General features: G+C 60.4%; 20 protein-coding genes. 10 read left to right on the forward strand and 10 right to left on the reverse strand.

Going from position 1 to position 21,626, the window contains the following annotated elements; genetic code table 11:
* Nucleotides 1–7: 7 nt before the first annotated feature.
* Entirely contained in the window at nucleotides 8–1,321 is a 1,314-nt protein-coding gene (gene preA, locus C7U61_RS13755; protein ID WP_106998601.1) for an NAD-dependent dihydropyrimidine dehydrogenase subunit PreA, read from the forward strand.
* A gap of 137 nt (nucleotides 1,322–1,458) precedes the next feature.
* Here the strand turns inward: preA and C7U61_RS13760 are convergent, their stop codons facing one another.
* The gene (locus C7U61_RS13760) at nucleotides 1,459–2,103 is read right to left on the reverse strand and encodes a TetR family transcriptional regulator C-terminal domain-containing protein (RefSeq protein WP_106998602.1); all 645 of its coding nucleotides are present in this window, start codon (nucleotides 2,101–2,103) and stop codon (nucleotides 1,459–1,461) included.
* A 307-nt stretch (nucleotides 2,104–2,410) separates the two neighbouring features.
* On the opposite strand from C7U61_RS13760, the gene C7U61_RS13765 reads away from it, so the two are divergent.
* Nucleotides 2,411–3,664, forward strand: a complete 1,254-nt coding sequence (locus tag C7U61_RS13765; protein WP_106998603.1) for a Zn-dependent hydrolase — start codon at nucleotides 2,411–2,413, stop codon at nucleotides 3,662–3,664.
* A 238-nt stretch (nucleotides 3,665–3,902) separates the two neighbouring features.
* On the forward strand, nucleotides 3,903–5,357 hold the full coding sequence (gene hydA / locus C7U61_RS13775; protein ID WP_106998605.1) for a dihydropyrimidinase: 1,455 nt from the start codon (nucleotides 3,903–3,905) through the stop codon (nucleotides 5,355–5,357).
* 135 nt (nucleotides 5,358–5,492) lie between these two features.
* Here hydA and C7U61_RS13780 read toward each other — a convergent pair whose 3' ends face one another.
* Complete coding sequence (locus C7U61_RS13780) at nucleotides 5,493–5,906, reverse strand: cupin domain-containing protein (RefSeq protein ID WP_106998606.1); 414 nt, start codon at nucleotides 5,904–5,906, stop codon at nucleotides 5,493–5,495.
* 124 nt (nucleotides 5,907–6,030) lie between these two features.
* On the opposite strand from C7U61_RS13780, the gene C7U61_RS13785 reads away from it, so the two are divergent.
* From C7U61_RS13785 to C7U61_RS13815, 7 genes are all read left to right on the forward strand, one after another.
* Nucleotides 6,031–6,822, forward strand: a complete 792-nt coding sequence (locus tag C7U61_RS13785) for an ABC transporter ATP-binding protein (RefSeq protein WP_106998607.1) — start codon at nucleotides 6,031–6,033, stop codon at nucleotides 6,820–6,822.
* 9 nt (nucleotides 6,823–6,831) lie between these two features.
* Entirely contained in the window at nucleotides 6,832–7,167 is a 336-nt protein-coding gene (locus tag C7U61_RS13790) for a hypothetical protein (protein ID WP_106998608.1), read from the forward strand.
* A 1-nt stretch (nucleotide 7,168) separates the two neighbouring features.
* Nucleotides 7,169–8,056 (forward strand): ABC transporter permease, encoded by an 888-nt coding sequence (locus C7U61_RS13795; protein WP_106998609.1) that lies wholly within the window; start codon nucleotides 7,169–7,171, stop codon nucleotides 8,054–8,056.
* Nucleotides 8,053–9,186, forward strand: coding sequence for an ABC transporter permease (locus C7U61_RS13800; RefSeq protein ID WP_106998610.1), 1,134 nt, complete (start codon nucleotides 8,053–8,055; stop codon nucleotides 9,184–9,186). Before C7U61_RS13795 ends, C7U61_RS13800 begins: the two co-directional genes overlap by 4 nt.
* Nucleotides 9,187–9,241: 55 nt before the next feature.
* A complete protein-coding gene (locus tag C7U61_RS13805; RefSeq protein ID WP_106998611.1) occupies nucleotides 9,242–10,210 on the forward strand; it encodes an ABC transporter substrate-binding protein in 969 nt (322 codons plus the stop codon).
* Nucleotides 10,211–10,701: 491 nt separating this feature from the next.
* A complete protein-coding gene (locus C7U61_RS13810; RefSeq protein ID WP_106998612.1) occupies nucleotides 10,702–11,892 on the forward strand; it encodes an efflux RND transporter periplasmic adaptor subunit in 1,191 nt (396 codons plus the stop codon).
* 14 nt (nucleotides 11,893–11,906) lie between these two features.
* Nucleotides 11,907–15,254 (forward strand): efflux RND transporter permease subunit, encoded by a 3,348-nt coding sequence (locus C7U61_RS13815; protein WP_106998613.1) that lies wholly within the window; start codon nucleotides 11,907–11,909, stop codon nucleotides 15,252–15,254.
* A 35-nt stretch (nucleotides 15,255–15,289) separates the two neighbouring features.
* On the opposite strand, the gene ureG is transcribed toward C7U61_RS13815, so the two are convergent.
* From ureG to C7U61_RS13855, 8 genes are all read right to left on the reverse strand, one after another.
* Nucleotides 15,290–15,901 (reverse strand): urease accessory protein UreG, encoded by a 612-nt coding sequence (gene ureG, locus C7U61_RS13820; RefSeq protein WP_106998614.1) that lies wholly within the window; start codon nucleotides 15,899–15,901, stop codon nucleotides 15,290–15,292.
* A 205-nt stretch (nucleotides 15,902–16,106) separates the two neighbouring features.
* Complete coding sequence (locus tag C7U61_RS13825) at nucleotides 16,107–16,793, reverse strand: urease accessory protein UreF (protein ID WP_106998615.1); 687 nt, start codon at nucleotides 16,791–16,793, stop codon at nucleotides 16,107–16,109.
* Between the two features lie 6 nt (nucleotides 16,794–16,799).
* The gene (gene ureE / locus C7U61_RS13830; protein WP_106998616.1) at nucleotides 16,800–17,297 is read right to left on the reverse strand and encodes an urease accessory protein UreE; all 498 of its coding nucleotides are present in this window, start codon (nucleotides 17,295–17,297) and stop codon (nucleotides 16,800–16,802) included.
* A 77-nt stretch (nucleotides 17,298–17,374) separates the two neighbouring features.
* Nucleotides 17,375–18,235 (reverse strand): GGDEF domain-containing protein, encoded by an 861-nt coding sequence (locus C7U61_RS13835; protein ID WP_106998617.1) that lies wholly within the window; start codon nucleotides 18,233–18,235, stop codon nucleotides 17,375–17,377.
* Between the two features lie 263 nt (nucleotides 18,236–18,498).
* Nucleotides 18,499–20,211, reverse strand: coding sequence for an urease subunit alpha (ureC, locus tag C7U61_RS13840; protein ID WP_106998618.1), 1,713 nt, complete (start codon nucleotides 20,209–20,211; stop codon nucleotides 18,499–18,501).
* 3 nt (nucleotides 20,212–20,214) lie between these two features.
* Nucleotides 20,215–20,838: a Urease operon accessory protein gene (locus C7U61_RS13845; RefSeq protein WP_106998619.1), complete on the reverse strand. Its 624-nt coding sequence runs from the start codon at nucleotides 20,836–20,838 to the stop codon at nucleotides 20,215–20,217.
* A 17-nt stretch (nucleotides 20,839–20,855) separates the two neighbouring features.
* Nucleotides 20,856–21,293 carry a lysozyme inhibitor LprI family protein gene (locus tag C7U61_RS13850; protein WP_106998620.1) on the reverse strand — a complete coding sequence of 146 codons (438 nt, stop codon included), beginning with the start codon at nucleotides 21,291–21,293 and terminating at the stop codon, nucleotides 20,856–20,858.
* An 18-nt stretch (nucleotides 21,294–21,311) separates the two neighbouring features.
* Nucleotides 21,312–21,617 (reverse strand): urease subunit beta, encoded by a 306-nt coding sequence (locus C7U61_RS13855; RefSeq protein WP_106998621.1) that lies wholly within the window; start codon nucleotides 21,615–21,617, stop codon nucleotides 21,312–21,314.
* Nucleotides 21,618–21,626 lie beyond the last annotated feature (9 nt).

Here is a 21,626-nt window from a genome sequence, read left to right on the forward strand (position 1 = left end):
AACCGACATGGCTGATCTCCGCAATAATTTCGTTGGTATTAAGTCTCCGAACCCGTTCTGGCTGGCCTCCGCGCCGCCGACCGACAAGGCCTATAACGTCGAGCGCGCCTTCAAGGCGGGCTGGGGCGGCGTGGTCTGGAAGACGCTCGGCGAGGAAGGCCCACCGGTCGTCAACGTCAACGGCCCGCGCTATGGCGCGATCTGGGGTGCCGACCGGCGCCTGCTCGGCCTCAACAATATCGAGCTGATCACCGACCGCGATCTCTATACCAACCTGCGCGAAATGAAGCAGGTGAAGATGAACTGGCCGGATCGCGCGTTGATCGCCTCGATCATGGTGCCCTGTGAGGAACAGGCTTGGAAGGCAATCCTGCCGCTGGTCGAAGAAACCGGCGCCGACGGCATCGAGCTCAATTTCGGCTGTCCCCACGGCATGTCCGAGCGCGGCATGGGCTCCGCGGTGGGACAGGTGCCGGAATATATCGAAATGGTCGTGCGCTGGTGCAAGCAGTACACGCGCATGCCGGTCATCACCAAGCTGACGCCCAACATCACCGATATCCGCAAGCCCGCCCGCGCCGCCAAGGCCGGGGGCACCGATGCGGTATCGCTGATCAACACGATCAACTCGATCGTCTCGGTCGATCTCGACAATTTCGCCCCTAACCCGACAGTCGGCGGCAAGGGCAGCCATGGCGGCTATTGCGGCCCGGCGGTGAAGCCGATCGCGCTCAACATGGTAGCCGAGATCGCCCGCGATCCGGAAACCTATGGCCTGCCGATCTCGGGCATCGGCGGCATCACGACCTGGCGCGATGCGGCGGAATTCCTGGCGCTTGGCGCCGGCAACGTGCAGGTCTGTACGGCGGCCATGACCTATGGCTTCAAGATCGTCGAAGAGATGATCACGGGCCTTTCCGACTGGATGGACGAAAAGGGCCATCGCAGCCTGGACGATGTCATCGCCCGTGCAGTGCCCAATGTCTCCGACTGGCAATATCTGAACCTCAACTACATCGCCAAGGCGAAGATCGACCAGGATGCCTGCATCAAGTGCGGCCGCTGTCACATCGCCTGCGAGGACACCTCGCACCAGGCGATCACCAACATGGTCGATGGCATCAGGCGCTTCGAAGTGTTGGAAGAGGAATGCGTCGGCTGCAATCTCTGCGTCAACGTCTGTCCCGTCGAGAACTGCATCACCATGGAAGCCTTGCCGGCCGGCGCCCTCGACAAGCGCACCGGCAAGATCGTCGATCCCAACTATGCCAACTGGACGACCCATCCGAACAATCCGATGGCGCGGCAGGCGGCGGAATAATAACAGTAAAGTCCGCAGGCATTCAAAAGGCGGTCGCAGCTTGCTGCGGTCGCCTTCTTCGTGACCAATCGCATCAGAAAACTTGAGCTCAACCAGACGCGATATGCAGCATTATGCCTCGGGCATGACGCCGCCGCTCAGCCCTGACGAATCCGAAGCCCGTCGACGAAAAGCTGTTCCAGATAGCGCGCGGCATCTTCGAAGCGTCCCTCGCCCGAATGCTCGTCGCCAAGCACGGCGCGCACCTGTACGTCGAAATCCGCATAATGCTGCGTGGTCGACCAGATCGAAAAGATCAGGTGATAGGGATCGCATTGGGCGATCTTGCCGGCCTTTGCCCAGGCACGGATGACCTCCACCTTCTCGTCGACGAGCGCCTTCAGCGGCCCGCGCAGCTCGTCCTCCACATGCGGCGCGCCCTGCAGCATTTCATTGGCAAAAAGCCGGCTTTCCCGGGGAAAATCCCGCGCCATCTCAAGCTTGCGGCGGATATAGGAGCGGATCTCGCTTTCGGGGTTGCCGTTGGCGTCGAAAGCGCGCAGCGGCTCCAGCCAGGTAAACAGCACCCGGTCGATCAAGGCCCGATGCATCGCCTCCTTGGTGCGGAAATAGTAAAGCAGATTGGGCTTCGACATGCCCGCGACTTCGGCAATCTGATCGATGGTCGAGCCACGAAAGCCGCTGACGGAAAATACGTCCAGCGCGGCTTCCAGTATGATTTCCTCTTTCTCTTCCTGGATACGGGTGCGGCGCTGCGTCCTGGCGGCTCTGGGGATGGCCATGTCTGCTCTGTTTCTCCTTGAAATCCAAGCCTTTCGGCCGTTCCCTCATTCATCCTGTCGATGCATCGGATTTAGGCAATCGCCTGAAATTTTATCGGAATTTTTCGTGCTTTTCGTCTTGAGCCGCGCCACGGAAGTTGTAATGTTTACCAATCGGTCAAATTATCCGTCAGATGTCTCCTAAAGGCAACCGGCGATTTCCGGGCAAGAAAAACAAGACGATGCTCCGGAATTTGAAATAAGACCAACGGGAACAATTTGGGCATGCGCCTTGCATGCCCTGGGACAAACAGGTGAGGATTGCATCATGGTGGCAGCGCCAGGAGAAAACATGCGTATTAATGGCGATCGCCTTTGGGATACGCTGATGGACATGGCGAAAATCGGCCCCGGCATTGCCGGCGGCAACAATCGCCAAACGCTGACCGATGCCGATGCCGAAGGGCGCAGCCTTTTCAAGACCTGGTGCGACAAGGCGGGCCTGACCGTGGGCGTCGACAAGATGGGCACGATGTTCGCGACCCGTCCCGGCACCGACCCCGATGCGCTGCCCGTCTATGTCGGCTCGCATCTCGACACGCAGCCGACCGGCGGCAAGTATGACGGCGTGCTCGGCGTCCTCGCGGCGCTGGAAGTCGTCCGCACGATGAACGACCTTGGCATCAAGACCAAGCACCCGATCGTCGTCACCAACTGGGCCAACGAGGAAGGTGCGCGCTTCGCACCCGCGATGCTCGCTTCCGGCGTCTTTGCCGGCGTGCATACACTGGACTACGCCTATGGCCGCAAGGATCCGGAGGGGAAGACCTATGGCGACGAGCTCAAGCGCATCGGCTGGCTCGGCGAGGAAGAGGTCGGCACCCGCAGGATGCATGCCTATTTCGAATATCATATCGAGCAAGGTCCGATCCTCGAGGCCGAGAACAAGACCATCGGCGTCGTCACCCACTGTCAGGGCCTTTGGTGGCTGGAATTCACCCTGACGGGCAAGGAAGCGCATACCGGCTCGACGCCGATGGCGATGCGCGTCAATGCCGGCCTCGCCATGTCCAGGATCATCGAGATGGTGCAGAGCGTCGCGATGGAAAACCAGCCGGGCGCCGTCGGCGGTGTCGGCCAGGTCTTCTTCTCGCCGAATTCGCGCAACGTCTTGCCCGGCAAGGTGGTCTTCACCGTCGACATCCGCACGCCTGACAAGGAAAAGCTCGATCGCATGCGCACCAGGATCGAAGCCGAAGGCAAGAAGATCGCCGATGCCCTCGGCGTCGGCTGCTCGGTCGAAGCCATAGGGCATTTCGAGCCGGTCACCTTCGACCCGAAGCTCGTAACCTCCGTGCGCAATGCGGCTGAAAAACTCGGCTACAGCCACATGAACATCATCTCCGGCGCCGGCCACGACGCCTGCTGGGCCGCCAAGGTCGCTCCCGCCACCATGGTCATGTGCCCCTGCGTCGGCGGCCTCTCACACAACGAGGCGGAAGAAATCTCTAAGGAATGGGCGACCGCCGGCGCGGATGTGCTGTTCCACGCAGTCGTCGAGACGGCGGAGATCGTAGCTTGATCACGGCTCGCGCCCAGCCATCCCCCTACTCCGCCCTTCCGGCACCTTCTCCCCGAGGGGAGAAGGAGGGGCTCGCTGTGCCCTTCGCTTTCGCACATGCAGCCCAGGCTGAGAAGCTCTTGTTTGACAGCGAAGGTGCGGCAAGAATCCTCTTCTCCCCTCGGGGAGAAGGTGGCCCGAAGGGTCGGATGAGGGGGCACCACGGACGCCAGAGCTTCAAAAACAGGGAACAAACACCATGAGCACAGTCATCAAGGGTGGAACTATCGTCACCGCCGACCTGACCTATAAGGCCGACGTGAAGATCGAAGGCGGCAAGATCGTCGAAATCGGGCAGAATCTCTCGGGCAGCGAAGTGCTCGACGCTTCCGGCTGCTACGTCATGCCTGGCGGCATCGATCCGCATACGCATCTCGAAATGCCGTTCATGGGCACCTATTCCTCCGACGATTTCGAGAGCGGCACGCGCGCGGCCCTTGCCGGCGGCACAACGATGGTGGTGGATTTCGCGCTCCCCTCGCCCGGCCAGTCGCTGCTCGAGGCGCTGACCATGTGGGACAACAAGTCCACGCGCGCGACCTGCGACTATTCCTTCCACATGGCGATTACCTGGTGGGGCGAGCAGGTCTTCAACGAGATGGAAGCGGTCGTCCGCGAGAAGGGCATCAACACCTTCAAGCACTTCATGGCCTATAAGGGCGCACTGATGGTCGATGACGACGAGATGTTCTCTTCCTTCCAGCGCTGCGCAGAGCTTGGCGCTTTGCCGCTCGTCCACGCCGAAAATGGCGATGTGGTCGCACAGATGCAGGCAAAGCTGCTGGCCGAAGGCAATAACGGGCCTGAAGCGCATGCCTATTCCCGCCCGGCCGAAGTCGAGGGCGAGGCAACCAACCGGGCCATCATGATCGCCGATATGGCCGGCTCGCCCGTCTACATCGTTCATACCTCCTGCGAACAGGCGCATGAAGCCATCCGCCGCGCCCGTCAGAAGGGCATGCGTGTCTACGGCGAACCGCTGATCCAGCACCTGACGCTCGATGAAAGCGAATATGCCAATCCGGACTGGGACCATGCTGCCCGCCGCGTCATGTCGCCGCCCTTCCGCAACAAGCAGCATCAGGACAGCCTCTGGGCTGGCCTTGCCTCCGGCTCGCTGCAGGTGGTGGCGACCGACCACTGCGCCTTTACGACCGAGCAGAAGCGCTTCGGCCTCAATGACTTCACCAAGATCCCGAACGGTACCGGCGGGCTTGAGGATCGCATGCCGATGCTCTGGACCTATGGCGTCAACACCGGCCGCCTGACGATGAACGAATTCGTCGCCGTCACCTCGACCAACATCGCCAAGATCCTCAACGTCTACCCGAAGAAGGGCGCGATCCTCGTCGGCGCCGATGCCGATATCGTTGTCTGGGACCCGAAGCGTTCGAAGACCATCGCCGCGAAGACGCAGCAATCGGCGATCGACTACAATGTCTTCGAAGGCAAGGAAGTCACCGGCCTGCCGCGCTATACGCTGACGCGCGGCGTCGTCGCCATCGAGGAAGGCGCGGTCAAGACCAGGGAGGGCCACGGCGAATTCGTCAAGCGCGAACCCTTCACCGCCGTCAACCGGGCGCTTTCCACCTGGAAAGAAGTCACCGCGCCGCGCAAGGTGCAGCGCAGCGGCATCCCCGCAAGCGGGGTATGACGCTTGGGCACGGCGCTTCGGCTCATCGGCCGCCTAGAGCAATTCCAGGAAAAGTGCGTGGCGGTTTTCCGGCCGGAATTGCGTAAAAACAAAGAGATCGAGCATTTTCGCGATTCGAAGAAAAGCGAAACGGTTCTAGCGCGGCACATACCGCTCCAGATCCGGCAGCAGGACGACGCTTTCCTGCTCGTTCGGATCGGTGCGGGCGATGACCGCTGTGGCCGGCCGATCGCTGAGATTGGCGGGAAGATGCGGAACGCCGGCCGGGATATAGAACATTTCGCCCTCCCGCACGATCACGTGCTCTTCCAGCCGGTCGCCGAACCAGCAATGCGTCTCGCCGGAAATCGCGTAGATCGCCGTTTCATGCGAGGCGTGAAGATGGGCCTTGGCGCGGGCGCCCGGCGGTATGGTCAAAAGATGCATGCAGATCCCCGTCGAGCCCACTGTCTCAGCGGCAATCCCTTCGAAATAATTGAGGCCCTGTTTTCCGGCATAGGTGCTGCCGGGCCGCACGACGCGGCAGGTGGGCTTCGATGAGACATTCATGGCATTGCTCCCCTCTGTCCAGCAGCCACAAGGCGCCCTCGCCTCTACGGACTGCAGCAATGCCAAACAGGATAACACGCAATCCGCCACAAACATGCGGCGAAAACAGGACTGGTAGGTGTTAATGACGTCATCCGCTTCCTCCGTCGTCTCCGCGCGGAATCTCTGTCTCACCTACAATACGAACGACGGGCCAGTGCATGCGCTGAGCAATGTCGATCTCGATGTTCGCAAGGGCGATTTCGTTTCCTTCATCGGCCCTTCGGGCTGCGGCAAGACTACCTTCCTGCGCGTCATCGCCGATCTCGAGCGCAAGACATCGGGCGATATCAGCGTCAACGGCATGTCGCCGGAAGATGCGCGTAAAACCCGGGCCTACGGCTACGTCTTCCAGGCCGCGGCTCTCTATCCCTGGCGCACGATTGAGAAGAACATCGCCTTGCCGCTCGAGATCATGGGCTATGACAGGCAAGAGCAGACCAACCGCATCGCGCGGACGCTGGAGCTCGTCAATCTCAACGGTTTCGAGCATAAGTTTCCGTGGCAGCTTTCCGGCGGCATGCAGCAGCGGGCCTCGATCGCCCGTGCCCTGGCCTTCGATGCCGATCTGCTGCTGATGGACGAGCCCTTCGGCGCGCTCGACGAAATCGTCCGCGACCACCTGAACGAACAGCTTCTGAAGCTGTGGAAGCAGACGAACAAGACCATTTGCTTCGTGACCCACTCCATACCGGAAGCAGTCTATCTTTCCACCAGGATCGTGGTCATGTCGCCGCGTCCAGGCCGCGTGACCGATGTCATCGAATCGACGCTTCCGGCAGAGCGGCCACTCGGCATTCGCGAAACGCCCGAATTCCTGGAAATCGCCCACCGCGTCCGAGAAGGCCTGCGGGCCGGACATAGCTACGAGGAATAGGATCAGGCCATGAACCCGCAATTCCTCCTTTGGCTTGTCGGTGCGATGGCGATCTTCATCGGTGCTGCCACAGCCTCGCGCGCCTATATCGCCAACAACAACATGTTGGTCTTGATCCTGTCGCTTGCGCTCTATTGCATCGGCAATCTGATGATGGTGCGGCTGATGCGAGAGGGAGGGCTGGGGCTGGCGATCTCCGCCTCCTCCATCGCCCAGCTCGTCGTCGTCAATGTCATCGCCTTCATCGTCTTCGGCGAACGGCTGAGTCTGCAGCAGCTTGCCGGCGTGGGTCTTGGCATCGTCGCCATGATCCTCATGCTGCTTCCCGCGCAAGGAAGGGCATGACATGGAGAAAGAACAGTTCTTCAAGCACAAGTTCCTGCCGGTCACGACCATCGTCCTGGCGATCATTCTGTTCTGGTATGTCTTCGCCATCATCCTCAACGCACCGTTTCAGCGCGATATGGATCGGCGCGGCAATGCCAGCCCGACAGCGATGGAATTCATCGGCAAGACGTTGGCGCAGCCGAAGCCGACCCTGCCGGCACCGCATCAGGTTGCGCAGAATGTCTTTGAAAACACCTTCCTGCGGGTGCCCACCAGCAATCGCAGCCTCGTCTACAATGCGTGGGTGACGCTGGCGCCGACGGCGGTCGGCTTCGCGTTCGGCACGATCCTCGGCGTCCTCTTCGCCGTCGGCATCGTTCATCTCGTGGCGCTCGACCGCAGCCTGATGCCCTGGATCATCGCGTCGCAGACGATCCCGATCCTCGCCATTGCCCCGACGATCATCGTCGTCTTCAGTGCCCTTGGCATAGACGGACTGATCCCCAAGGCGCTGATTTCCACCTATCTGTCGTTCTTCCCGGTCACGGTCGGCATGACGAAAGGCCTGCGCTCGCCGGAAATCATGCATCTCGACCTGATGCGCACCTATAATGCCAGCAGCTGGCAGACCTTCTGGAAGCTGCGCGTACCGGCATCGATTCCCTTCCTCTTCACCTCGATGAAGGTTGCGATCGCCGCAAGCCTGGTCGGAACGATCGTCGGCGAACTGCCCACGGGCGCGGTCGCCGGCATCGGCGCAAAGCTGCTCGCAGGCTCCTATTACAGCCAGACGATCGATATATGGGCCGCTCTCGTCGCAGGCTCCGTTCTCGCGGCTATCCTTGTCGGTATCGTCAGCGTTGCCGCGCGCATCGTCGACCGTTCGATGGGAGGCAGAACGGCATGAAGTCCTTTCATTTCTCTTGGCAAGGCGTGCTTGCACTTCTTCTCTGTCTCTTGGCGATCCCCGCCTTGCCGCTGCTTGCGGCCGATGCCGCGGCACCCGTCAGCAGCGGAACGACCTTCGTCATCTTCATTCTCATCGCGGCGGCCGCCGCCCTCTCCTTCATGCGCCTCTCCGATGAGCTCAGTGCAGCGGTCCTCTTCTTTGGCGCACATGCTGCGGCATGGCTGCTGCTTGCCGGAATTTCCGGCAATGAAGGCAAAGCGCAGCTATCCTTCTTCATTCTGATTGCCGCCGCCTGGCTGCTGGCCTGGCGCTGCGTTTCCGTCCTGTCGTCGATGCGGTCGCACTCGACCGCCGGCGGCTATACGCTGCGGCTGCTGATCCCGGCGATCTTCGGCATATGGATATTGATCATCTGGGAAGCGGTCACCCGCGGCGCCGGCGTTTCCCTGGTTCTGCTGCCGCCGCCAAGCGCCATCGGCGCCCGGATCGCCAGTTCGATCCCGACATTGTGGATCGATGTGCGCCAGACGATCCTCACCGCCGTCCTGATCGGCTATGTCATCGGCTGCGCCAGCGGCTTCATCGTCGCCATTCTCGCGGACCGCTTCGCCTTCCTGCGTCGCGGCCTGCTGCCGATCGGCAATTTCGTCTCGGCCCTGCCGATCATCGGCGTCGCGCCGATCATGGTCATGTGGTTCGGCTTCGACTGGCAATCCAAGGCCGCCGTCGTCGTCATCATGACCTTCTTCCCGATGCTGGTGAACACGGTGACAGGCCTTGCCGCGGCTGGCAACATGGAACGCGACCTGATGCGCACCTACGCATCGAGCTACTGGCAGACGCTCTTCAAGCTGCGGCTGCCAGCGGCCGCTCCCTTTATTTTCAATGCGCTGAAGATCAACTCGACCCTGGCGATGATTGGTGCCATCGTGGCGGAGTTCTTCGGCACGCCCATGTCGGGCATGGGCTTCCGCATTTCAACCGAAAATGGCCGGTTGAACCTTGATATGGTCTGGGCCGAGATCGCGATTGCCGCGATCGCCGGCTCCGTCTTTTACGGTATCGTCGCCATCATCGAACGAATGGTGACGTTCTGGCATCCGTCTATCCGTGGTGGGCAGACGTAATCCAGGATCCCTTCCAAGGGATCAAGGCATAACTTCAGAGGGAAAGGGTGAAGACATGAAAAAAATAATGTTTGCATTGATGGCAAGTGCCATGACGCTTGCCGCCGCCCAGGGCGCAACGGCGGCGGACAAGGTGACCCTGCAGCTGAAATGGGTGGCCCAGGCTCAGTTCGGCGGCTACTTCGTCGCCAAGGACAAGGGCTTCTACAAGGAGGAAGGTCTCGATGTCGATATCAAGGCGGGTGGCCCCGATATCGCTCCGGAACAGGTGATTGCCGGCGGCGGCGCCGATGTCATCGTCGACTGGATGGGTGGTGCGCTGGTTGCCCGCGAAAAAGGCGTGCCGCTCATCAATATCGCCCAGCCATTCGAAAAATCCGGCCTGGAACTGATCTGCCCGAAGGACGGCCCGGTCAAGACGGAGAAGGATTTCAAGGGGCATACCCTCGGAGTCTGGTTCTACGGCAACGAATATCCCTTCTTCGCCTGGATGCACAAGCTCGGCTTGAAGACCGACGGCGGCAAGGATGGCGTCAACGTTCTGAAGCAGAGCTTCGACGTGCAACCGCTCGTCCAGAAGCAGGCCGACTGTATCTCCGTCATGACCTATAACGAATACTGGCAGGCGATCGATGCCGGCTTCAAGGCTGAAGACCTGACCGTCTTCAACTACACCAAGCTCGGCAACGACCTTCTGGAAGACGGCCTCTATGTCAAGGAAGACAAGCTGAAGGATGCGAAGTTCAAGGTCGATATGGTGAAATTCGTCCGCGCTTCGATGAAAGGCTGGAAATATGCCGTCGAGCATCCGGATGAAGCTGCCGAAATCGTCATGGACAATGGCGGCCAGGATGAAAACCATCAGAAGCGCATGGCGGCCGAAGTCGCCAAGCTGATCGGCAACGGCAAGCTCGACATGAAGACCTATGATCGCACGGTCGAAGCCCTGCTCGATCAGAAGATCATCAATAAGAAGCCGTCGGGCGCCTACACGCATGAGATCACGGACGCTGCTCTGAAATAGCTTGAAGCATCCACAGAGACTAAAACGCGCGAGGTTTCCGGCCTCGCGCGTTTTTTTCATTTTGTAACAGAGGCAACAAAAGGCTCGCTTTCCCGCAACAATTGCCTGAAAAGCCTTCGGCTATCAAATATTCGAATGCTGACATCACAATGCCGTGATTGCTTCGCATGGTTGTAGAGGATAGAAATGCCCGCGAAATCATTTTCTCGTGATCTTGCGAGAATTGAAAACCGCTCCCATTTACAAGGGCGATTTTAGGATGAGGACCTGCAAGGCATGACAGACGGATATTACAGCGCCGCGCGTCCAATGTGACGCGCAAAAGGTGGCTGTAACGCATTAAATTTTCTACATAATTCCTTAAATCGATTCGATTTAAGGAATTATGCAGTAATCCGCCGGGGGAAGCCGGCTCGCATGCAGTGATCTCCCGTGTTCGCGACGGAAGACAGCGAAATCTTTTTCACCAATGCCGAACTGGAACCGGACGCATGGCCTTCACGCCGTTTAGACTACTGAGCACGACTGCCATTCTGCTTTCGCTGCTGACCGCTCCCGCCGCCTTGGCGGAGCAGGCTGCCGTTACCACGCCGAAGCAGAACCTGCCCGCAATCGTCATCACCACAGCCGCGATGCGCCACCTGACCGACAAGGTCGTCGCGACCGGCACGGTAAAGGCCGTCGAGGAGGTCTATATCCAGCCGCAGGTGGATGGCCTCTCAATCCGCTCTCTCAATGCCGATGTCGGCGACAAGGTGACGGCGAACAGCACGCTTGCCACGCTGAACGACGACGCGCTGATCCTGCAAAAGAGCCAGATGCAGGCGACGCGCGCCAAGGGCGAGGCAAGCCTGGCGCAATTGCACGCGCAGCTCACCGAGGCCCGCGCCAATGCCGAAGAGGCCGAATTGCAGCGCGTACGCGCCGTTGCCATGGGTGCCAAGGGCACCATGTCGACCTCCTCGGTGGAACAGGCCAATGCTTCGGCTGCCGCCAACAAGGCGCGCGTTGTTTCCGCCGAGCAGGCGATCGCGGTCGCGGAGGCCGATCTCAAGGTCACCGACAGCCAGATCGCCGACACCAACCTCAAGCTTGCCAGAACGGGCATCAAGACCCCGGTCGCAGGCACCGTCGCCTCGCGCAACGCCCGCGTCGGAGCCATTGCCAACGGCAATGGCGATCCGCTCTTCACCATCATCCGCGACAGCCAGCTCGAGTTAGTGGTCGATGTCTCCGAAAGCGATATTACCAAGATCAAGATCGGCCAGAAGGCGTCCATCGCGCTTTCCGGCAGCCGCGAAAAGCTTGCCGGAACCGTGCGCCTCGTCGCCCCGATCGTCGATGCCGTCACCCGCCTCGGTGCGGTGCATATCACGATCGACGATGGCGAGAAGGCGCGCGCTGGCATGTATGGCAGCGCCGAGATCATCATTCGCCAGGAAGATGGCGTCGCCCTGCCGTTGACGGCAGTCAACAGCGAGGAAAACGGCTCCTCCGTCCGCAAGGTCGAAAACGGCGTGGTCAAGTTCGTGGCTGTCGAGACCGGCATTCAGGACGCTGGCTATGTCGAGATCGTCAAGGGCCTGAAAGCGGGCGATGATGTCGTTGCCAAGGCCGGTGCCTATGTTCGCGACGGCGATCACATCACACCCGTCCGCGACGCGTCGCAAGCCTCCAACTGAGCGAGAACGGCAAGATGAACTTCTCCGCCTGGTCCATCCGAAATCCGGTCGCCCCGCTCCTCGGCTTCTTCCTGCTGATGGTGGTGGGTGCGCACGCCTTCTTCAATCTGCCCATCACCCGCTTCCCGAATATCGACGTGCCTGTTGTCAACGTCACCGTGACGCAGAGCGGCGCCTCGCCGTCCGAGCTCGAAATGCAGGTGACGAAGGAGATCGAAGACGCCGTCGCCAGCATCAACGGCATCGACGAGATACAGTCGACCGTCACGGACGGCCAATCGCAGACTGTCGTCGTCTTCCGCCTGGAAGTGCCGACTGCGCAGGCCGTTCAGGATACCAAGGACGCCATCGACCGTATCCGCGGCAACCTGCCGTCCACCATCGACGAGCCGATCGTCTCCAAGGTAGACGTCGTCGGCCAGGCGATCCAGAGCTTTGCCGTTTCGTCGCCGAACATGTCGCTGGAAGAGCTGTCATGGTTCGTGGACGATACGGTCAAGCGCGCCTTGCAGGGCAAGGCAGGCATCGGCCGTGTGGACCGCTATGGCGGCGCCGATCGCGAAGTGCGCATCGAGCTCGATCCGAACAAGCTGAACGCCTATGGCATTACCGCGCTCTCGGTGAGCCAGCAGCTGCGCAGCACCAACATCGACCTCGGCTCCGGCCGCGGCCAGGTAGCCGGCAGCGAGCAGGCAATCCGCGTACTCGGCGATGCCCGCAATGTCGCACAGCTCGCCGATACGACGATCGCGCTCACCAACGGCCGCTTCGTCAAACTCTCGGATCTCGGTGCGATCAAGGATACCTATCAAGAGCCGAAGTCCTTCTCACGGTTCAACAGCGCGCCTGTCGTAACTTTCGGCGTATTCCGCGCCAAGGGCGCCAGCGAAGTGACCGTGGCGCAGCTGGTGGCCGACACGCTCGGCAAGGTCCGCGCCGAAAACCCGAATGTCTCGATCGAAATGATCGACGACGCCGTGTATTATACCTATGGCAACTACGAATCAGCGATGCACACGCTGATCGAGGGCGCCATACTGGCCGTCATCGTCGTTTTCCTGTTCTTGCGCAATTGGCGCGCGACGCTGATATCTGCGATCGCTCTGCCGCTCTCTGCCGTCCCGACATTCTGGATCATGAACCAGATCGGCTTCTCGCTGAATCTCGTCAGCTTCCTGGCGCTGACGCTGGCGACCGGCATCCTCGTAGACGATGCCATCGTCGAGATCGAGAACATCGCCCGCCACATTAAGATGGGCAAGACGCCCTATCGCGCCGCCATCGATGCCGCCGATGAAATCGGTCTCGCTGTTATCGCGACGACCTTCACCATCATCGCGGTCTTCGTGCCCGTCTCCTTCATGCCGGGCATTCCGGGCCAGTATTTCATCCAGTTCGGCCTGACGGTCGCTTTCTCGGTGTTCTTCTCGCTGCTGGTGGCGCGCCTGATCACGCCGATGATGGCCGCCTATCTGATGCGCGCGGAAGATGGCGTCGACGACCATCACGACAATGACGGCCGTTTCATGCGCGGCTACAGCTGGCTGGTGCGGCAGACGACAAAGCGCTGGTACACGCGATATCCGACGCTGCTTGCCGCCTTCGCCTTCTCGATCGCTTCGGTCTTCGCCCTCATCATGTTCGTCCCCGGCAGCTTCATCCCGCCGGAAGATTCCTCACGCATCGTTCTGTCGGCGGAACTGCCGCCGAACGCCCGGCTCGATGATACGGAACAGGCGACCAATGAAATCTATCGGCGCGTGAAGGGCATCGACGGCGTTGAAAGCGTCTTCGTGCTCGGCGGCGCCTCGCCGAAAGGCGATCTGGAACTGCGCCGCGCAACCGTGACGCTGACACTTGGCAAGCTCGACCAGTCGCTGATGAAGAAGCTGGTGAACGATGTCCTCGGCTCGATCCCGGTCATCGGCCCCCATCTGCCGAAGGTCGCCGTCCATGGCCGCGTACGCCCGCAATGGGAGATCGAAAAGGAAGTCTTTGCCACGCTCCGATCGATCCCCGACGTCCGCATCACCAAGCTGAACGACCGCGGCGATCGCGACCTGACCTACAACTTCCTCTCGCGCAACGAAAAGGATCTGAACCAGGCGGTCGGCATCCTGGAAGCCAAGCTGCGCACCGATCCGGCACTCGCCAATGTCAGCGCCGACGGCGCCCTGCCACGGCCGGAACTGCAGATCTATCCTCGCAAGGACGAGGCCGCGCGCCTCGGCATCACGCCGCAGATGATTTCCGACACGGTCCGCGTAGCCACCATCGGCGATATCGACGCTTCGCTTGCGAAGATCTCGCTCGACGATCGCCAGATCCCGATCCGCGTTCAGGCCTCGCTCGGCATGCGCCGAGATTTGGCAGCAATTCGTGCGTTGCGCATCAAGACGTCCATGGGTACCACTGGCGGACAGACGTCCACGGGCACCACCGTGCCGCTATCGAGCGTGGCCGACATCGATTATTCGGAGGGCCTGTCCTCCATCAAGCGTAATAACCGTTTCCGCGTCGTCGCCATCGGCGCCGACCTGCCCCAGGGCGTGGCGTTGGATACGGCATCAGAACACTTCCTCAATATCGTCAACAACGCCAAGATCCCGGCAACCGTGCATCTGGCGGAGAGCGGCGATACCAAGGTCCAGAAGGAAATGCAGCAGAGCTTCGGCAATGCGATGCTGCTCGGCCTGATGCTTGTTCTGACGGTGCTCATCCTGCTGTTCAAGGATGTGATCCAGCCCTTCACCATCCTGCTCTCGCTCCCATTGGCGATCGGTGGCGTGGCGCTGGCCTTGATCCTGACAGGCAATGCGCTTTCCATGCCCGTCATGATCGGTATTCTGATGCTCATGGGTATCGTGACGAAGAATGCGATCCTGCTGGTCGATTTCGCCATCGAGATGATGCATCAGGGCATGCCCCGGTTGGAAGCAGTGGTCGAAGCCGGCCGTAAGCGCGCCCGTCCGATCATCATGACCTCGATCGCCATGTCGGCCGGCATGCTGCCATCCGCTCTCGGCGTCGGCGAAGGCGGCTCCTTCCGTGCACCGATGGCGATTGCGGTGATCGGCGGCATCATCGTCTCGACCGTGCTTAGCCTAGTGGTCGTGCCGTCCTTCTTCCTGATTATGGACGACCTGTCCCGCCTGCTCGGCTATCTCTTCGGCAGGCTTGTCGGCAGGAAGGATGTGGACGACGAGGTCATCACCAAGGAAGGGTTGGCGGCTGCCGTCAACGAAAACCGGCAGTCGCTCACCAATCTGGAAGAGCGGCTGGAGGCCATCGAAAACAAGGATGGAAGAAACAGGTCCGTAGGCACGAATGTCCTGAAGCTGCCGCCTTTTGCGGCAGAATAAAGCAGTTCAGAGGATATCGGAAAGGACGGGGTGGCTCAAAGACCACCCTGTTCCTTTAGGAAATCGACGATCTTGCTGACGCCATCGCCGCGCTTCATGTCGGAAAACACGAAGGGACGCGCCTGCCGCATCCGGGTCGCATCGCGATCCATCACCTCGAGATCCACGTCGACGAAGGGCGCCAGATCTTTCTTGTTGATGACGAGAAGGTCGGATTTGGTGATGCCGGGGCCGCCCTTGCGCGGGATTTCCTCGCCCTGGCATACCGAGATCACGTAGATGGTGATATCGGCAAGATCGGGCGAAAAGGTCGCCGCCAGATTGTCGCCGCCGGATTCGATAAAGACGACGTCGAGATCAGGGAGACGCTCGTTGAGGCTGGCGATAGCCTGCAGATTGATCGTCGCGTCCTCGCGGATCGCCGTGTGGGGGCAGCCGCCGGTTTCGACGCCGACAATACGATCGGATGGCAGCGCCTGCATTCGCACCAGCGCTTCCGCATCCTCGGTCGTATAGATGTCGTTGGTAACGACGGCGACGGAATAGTCGTCGCGCATCGCCTTGCACAGCTTCTCCGTCAGCGCCGTCTTGCCCGACCCGACAGGGCCGCCGATGCCGACGCGCAAAGGTCCATGTCTCGATTTCATGTTCGCAACTCCGATAAAGCAAGAGAGCAATTCCAGGAAAAGCGCGTGGCGGTCTTCCGTCCGGAATTGCGTAAAAAAGAGATAGAGCAGTTTCGCAATTCGAAGAAAGACGAAATGGCTTTAGCATAGCCAAGCGTCGGGCGGCCGCACAGCGGCGAATGACGTAGGCGATGCCGCAGTTTCAATATCTTCCTTGTGACGCCCCTCATGACCTGAAGAGCCGCGTGCCCTGGGTTTCATGACGCAGGCTCGCAATATCGGCCTGCACAGTCGCAGCGCCGAGGTCGTCGAGGCTGGATTGGGCGGCCCGCCATGCGACATCGGCAAGGAGAGCTTCAAGCCGTGCGAGAATTGCAACACCGTCTTTCTGCCCGCTGGCGCCAAGGCGAATGCCGGCGGATACCATCTGCGAAGCGAGCGCATGCAGGAAGGCGGCAGCCGCCTTCTCGGCGGCAATGCCATGCGCACCTGCGACGGCGCCAACCGCAACCGGATAGGCCGTCCTTGCCGGAAGCATGGAAAAGATCGCATGCGGCCATGCGGCAGCCGCCGAAAGAAAGGCATCTCCAAGCAGCATGGTCTCGTTATGCCGCTCCTTCGAGCCGGCCACTGCCTCCGCAAGCTCTGCCACGGCCGCAACCCGCTGCTCATCCGTACCTGCCCGGTGCGCCTCGACAAGTAGCACTGCATCATTCCACGCGGAGCCATGCTCGATGAGCGCAGCAATCCAATCGTTAAGGCCGATACTGTCTCGCACAACGCTGTCATGCACCGCACGCTCGAGACCACCGGAATAGGCAAACGATCCCACCGGAAATGCCGGCGACAGCCACGCCATCAGCCGCAGCAGCGCCTGCAGATCGTGGTCGTCCGAAACCGCCGTGTCGGTCATCGCAGTTCAATCGTGCGAGTGGTTGTGGTGATCGTGACCATGGTGGTGGTCGTGACCATGCGAATGGCCGCCATGGGAGTGATAGGCGCCGCGCGCCGGCTGGAAAGGTTCGCTGACTTCGCTCACGGTCGCACCCAAGCCTTCGAGCAGGGAGCGGATCACATGATCGCGCAGGATCAGGATACGCTCTTCCTCGATCTGGGCGGGAAGATGCCGGTTGCCCAGATGCCAGGCCAGCTCGATCAGATGCCGGCGGTCACGCGGACGGATTTCGAAAAGCTTTTCGTCGGCGGCGACAATCTCGATCAGCTCGCCATCCTCGCGCACCAGCAGATCGCCGCTCGCAAACAGCACCGGCTCCTTGAGGTCTAGCATCACCATCTCGCCATTTTCAAGATGCAGGAGCTTGCGGCGCAGATGCCTGAGATCATGAGGCAGAACGACACGATCGATCGGATTGGAGGAAGGGGTGCCGGCCGGCAGATAGGAAGTGACGCGTAGCATGACTGTTCCAGTTCAATATTTGGTCAGACCATGCAGAATTGTCGCCGCCTGCGCAAGCTCAATGACATGAGGAAGCATTACATCCGCTGCACATAGCGTTGCAATTCCCTGACATCCGTCGTCGCCTCCTGCTCCTGCTCGGAGGCGCAGCGATGCCAGACTTGCGACAGACGCTCGCGCTCGTGCATGACGCGATTGCGGCCGAGCGTCTTGGCGAGATACAGCGCCTTGTCGGCGGCGGCATAGACGGCCTCCGTCTTGCGATCCTTCGTGATATCAGCAATTCCGGCCGAAATGGTGATCTTCACCGAACCGCCTTCAATGGCGATCGGATATTCGGCAATCCGCTCCCTGATCGCTTCGATACGGGCGATCCGCTCGGCGACATCGCCGCCATGGACGATGGCGCCAAATTCCTCGCCACCGAGCCTGGCAATCACATCTTCGCCAGTGAATTCATCGGAAAATATCTGGGATACAGCAACGATGACGGCATCTCCGGAGGCATGCCCGAAGCGATCATTGATCGTCTTGAACCGGTCGAGATCGAAGATCACCAATGACGCGCCGTCCTTGGCCGTATTCAGGACTTCGGTAAAAGCGCGGCGATTGAGCAGGCCTGACAACATGTCAGTGCGGCTCAGGCGCTCGAACTCGGCCCGCGAGACGGCAAGCTTATGGATGAAGAAGCCGGCCATCACTGCCAGCGCTCCGGATACGGTGCCGCCGATGACCCATGCCAGCAAAACGCCAAAGCGCATCGCCTCGAAGATCGGCAATGGCAGAAGGTCGAGCCACTCCAGCACGAACAGCATTGCGACGATGATCGCCAAAGACATGATGACGGCAACGAAACTCATCTTAAGCGCGAAGATAAAAATCGCACGTCGCTGCTGAAAATTACCGAACTCGGCCTGCAGCGAAATCCATTGCTTCATGCGATTCACCTTCCTCAACCTATCGTTTCAACTAGGTGAGATAGGGGTGAAGGAGCTTCCAGCCCTTTAATGTAACAATTAAAATGCACCGCATTGCGAGGTTATGAACGGTGAACGACGTCAACGAAACACTGAAGGGATCGGCAGCAATGAAGGACAGACACTGCCGTCCCAGGTCTCGATAAAGCTGCACACCACGCGCACCATGAGAAAGCCCCGTAGCAGGACTTTCTCGTGTGCCGATGACCGAGCGGCGAAACGCGTCAGAAAAGGAAGTAGCGCTGCGCCATCGGCAGCACCGTCGCCGGTTCGCAGGTCAGAAGCTCGCCATCGGCCCGCACTTCATAGGTTTCCGGGTCGACCTCGATATGTGGCGTCAGGCTGTTGTGGATCATCGATGCCTTCGAGATGCCGCCACGCGTGTTCCGGACGGGCAGCAGCGTCTTGGCAACGCCAAGCTTGCCGGCAAGCCCGGCATCGACCGCTGCCTGGGAAACGAAGGTCACCGACGAATTCGTCCGGTTCTTGCCGTAGGCGCCGAACATCGGCCGGTAATGCATCGGCTGCGGCGTAGGAATGGAAGCATTCGGGTCACCCATGGGCGCTGCGGCGATCGAGCCGCCGATCAGCACCATCTCCGGCTTCACACCGAAGAAGGCCGGATTCCAGAGCACCAGATCGGCGCGCTTGCCGACCTCGATCGAACCGACCTCATGGCTGACGCCATGGGCGATTGCCGGATTGATCGTATATTTGGCGATATAACGCTTCGCGCGGAAATTATCATTGTCGCCGACCTCCTGCGTCAGGCGGCCGCGCTGGCGCTTCATTTTATCGGCGGTCTGCCAGGTACGGATCGCCACTTCGCCGACGCGGCCCATCGCCTGGCTGTCGGAGGAAATGATCGAGAAAGCGCCGATATCGTGGAGAATATCCTCAGCGGCGATCGTCTCCTTGCGGATACGGCTTTCGGCGAAAGCAATATCCTCGGGAATCGAAGGCGACAGGTGATGGCAGACCATCAGCATGTCGAGATGTTCGGCAATCGTATTAACCGTGTAGGGCCGCGTCGGATTGGTCGAAGATGGAATGACGTTCGACTGGCCGCAAATCTTGATGATATCAGGTGCATGGCCGCCGCCGGCGCCTTCCGTGTGGAAGGCATGGATCGTGCGACCCTTGATCGCACCGATCGTATCTTCCACGAAGCCGCTTTCATTCAACGTATCCGTGTGGATCATCACCTGCACGTCGTACTCGTCGGCAACGCTGAGGCAACAGTCGATTGCCGCAGGCGTGGTGCCCCAATCCTCATGCAGCTTCAGCGCGCAGGCGCCACCGAGCACCATTTCCTCCAGTGCGGCAGGAACGGACGCATTGCCTTTGGCCGACAGGCCGATGTTCATGGGAAAGGCGTCAAAGGACTCGATCATTCGCGCCAGATGCCAGGGTCCGGGCGTGCAGGTCGTCGCCAGCGTTCCATGCGCCGGCCCGGTGCCGCCGCCGAGCATGGTGGTGACGCCGGACATCAGGGCTTCCTCAATCTGCTGCGGGCAGATGAAATGGATGTGGCTGTCCATGCCGCCGGCGGTGACGATCTTGCCCTCGCCTGCGATCGCCTCCGTGCCGGGTCCGACGATGATATTGACATCGGGCTGGGTATCCGGATTGCCGGCTTTGCCGATCGCGGCGATGCGGCCGTCCTTCAGGCCGATATCCGCCTTGACGATCCCCCAGTGATCAAGGATGAGCGCATTCGTGATGACTGTATCGACGGCTCCGCCAGCGCGCGTCACCTGGCTCTGTCCCATGCCATCGCGGATGACCTTGCCGCCGCCGAACTTTACCTCCTCGCCATAGGTGGTGAAATCCTTCTCCACTTCGATGAACAATTCGGTGTCTGCAAGACGAACCTTGTCGCCGACCGTCGGTCCGAACATGTTGGCGTAGGCGGCACGGGAAATCTTGTAAGGCATGAATCAGTCTCCTTGGGAGGCAGAGATGAGGTTCGTGGCGGCAAGGCGCCTAAGGCGACCTAGGGAAACATAAGCATCCACCAGCCGTTTTTCGGCGGCAAACGGATGTTCCTCCCAGCCTGTGTGGCTGAAGCCGGTAATGGCAATGTCATCGTCGGGATGGCGTGCCATCACATAGGCAATCACGATCATGCCGCTGCTCGGCACCACGTAGGAGCCGGGATCGTAATCCGCCAGCGCCGTATCGGCGCCTTCATGAACGGCTCGGTCGATCACCATATGCCGCTTGCCTGCGGCCTGGCAGAAGGCAGTGAACTGCTCGGTATAATCGTCGCAGAAATCGTCGAGCTCAGGATGCGAAATCGCCAGAGGCGCGCGCAGCTCAGCGAATTTGCCGGGATCGCGCACACTCCAGATTTCCGATGCGGCGGCAACGGCAGAGCTCTTGCGCCACTCCGCCGAGCCGAGCATGGCGCGGGCCGGCCGGCCTGTGTTGCACACCGCGACGACATCGGTCCGGCTGCCGCCGGCCCCCACCGATCGGCAATCGTTGAAACGGATCACGAGATCGGCGGCATCGATGACAGCGGCTGTCCCGGCCGCAATCTCACCATTGCCGACGATCATCACGTGGCGCCTGAGGCTCACTGACCGCCCTCCGGCCCATCCGCGAGATCCTTCAATTCCTTCGTTCGCTTCTTGGTCAGCTCCGCCTTGCAGCCGGAAACGAGCATGGGTTCCATTGAGCCGCCGCGGGCCTGAAACCCTTGCGCCTCGCATTCGCCATCCCGATAATCAACCCAGGCGCGCTGCGCCTTGACGAGCGCCTTTTCCGCGCCCTTCATATCGTTGTCGAGATCCGTGTCTAGGGCGATCATGGCAGCGCGGGTCTTCTTGTATTGTACGTTCAACGCCTTGTCGGCAGTGTCGAAATCGAGCGCGGCGCAAATATTCAGGTCCGTCTGCGCCTCTGCTTTGGCGCAATCGACCTTCGGTTCATCCGGATTGTTCTGCGCAAAGGCAGGACCACAAATCAGGGCCGCAGCAAGAGCTGCAGCGGGCGCAAGCAATTTCATAGACATCAATCCCCCCGAAAAAATCTAAAGCTTGCCCATGACCTGCTGACGGAAGCCGTAGACTTCGCGTTTGCCCGACAGCGGGATCAGAGTGACAGAACGCGTCTGCCCAGGCTCGAAGCGAACGGCGGTGCCGGCGGGAATATCGAGCCGCATGCCCCTTGCCTTGTCGCGATCGAAGGAAAGCCCGGCATTGGTCTCGCCAAAATGATAATGGCTGCCGACCTGCACCGGCCGATCGCCGGTATTGGAAACCTCAAGCGTCACGGTCGGCGCTCCGGCATTGAGTTCGATGTCGCCGCCTGCGGCAATGATTTCACCTGGAATCATGGTTCTCTC

Source organism: Rhizobium sp. JAB6, from assembly GCF_003024605.1.
GTDB lineage: Bacteria > Pseudomonadota > Alphaproteobacteria > Rhizobiales > Rhizobiaceae > Rhizobium.